The organism is Acinetobacter sp. NIOH-H-8 (genome assembly GCF_046635365.1).
In the GTDB taxonomy this organism is placed as follows: domain Bacteria; phylum Pseudomonadota; class Gammaproteobacteria; order Pseudomonadales; family Moraxellaceae; genus Acinetobacter.
Genome location: NZ_JBHDVN010000176.1, coordinates 1 through 459, shown reverse-complemented (window position 1 = coordinate 459; position 459 = coordinate 1). Strand labels below are relative to the sequence as shown.

Genomic DNA, 459 nt, shown 5'->3' with positions numbered 1-459 from the left:
GGACGTTGATCCAGTAAATCCAACTCACTGGTTTCGTTGGTTAAAAGCGACCTGGACATGAAAAAAAACACTCCTTTTCAGGAGCCTGTCGTTAACTTTTCAGGGCAGGCTCATTAATGATGCGGGTAACTAAATTAATACAGCGGAGGTTCCGCTTTCCAGCACTAATTATATACGGCCTGTAATAAAAATACCGCCGCCTGGTCAGGCGGCGGTTCTTAATGCTTATTTTTTAGCAGAGTCTGCGGCTTTCGCATCAGCTTCCGGCTTTGCATCAGCCTTCGGCGCTGGTTTCACATCCAGCAGCTCTACGTCAAACACCAGGGTAGAATTCGGTGGGATCCCCGGAACACCCGCTTTGCCGTAAGCCAGTTCTGGTGGAATAACCAGTTTGATCTTACCGCCTTTCTTGATGTTCTTCAGACCTTCTGTCCAACCCGGAATAACACCGTCCAGACG

Annotated in this window: 1 pseudogene; it reads right to left on the bottom strand. The window is 48.6% G+C overall.

The annotated features are described in order from the left end of the window. Positions 1–291 precede the first annotated feature (291 nt). A pseudogene (locus ACEWB7_RS17645) lies at positions 292–459 on the bottom strand (FKBP-type peptidyl-prolyl cis-trans isomerase); the annotation flags it as partial.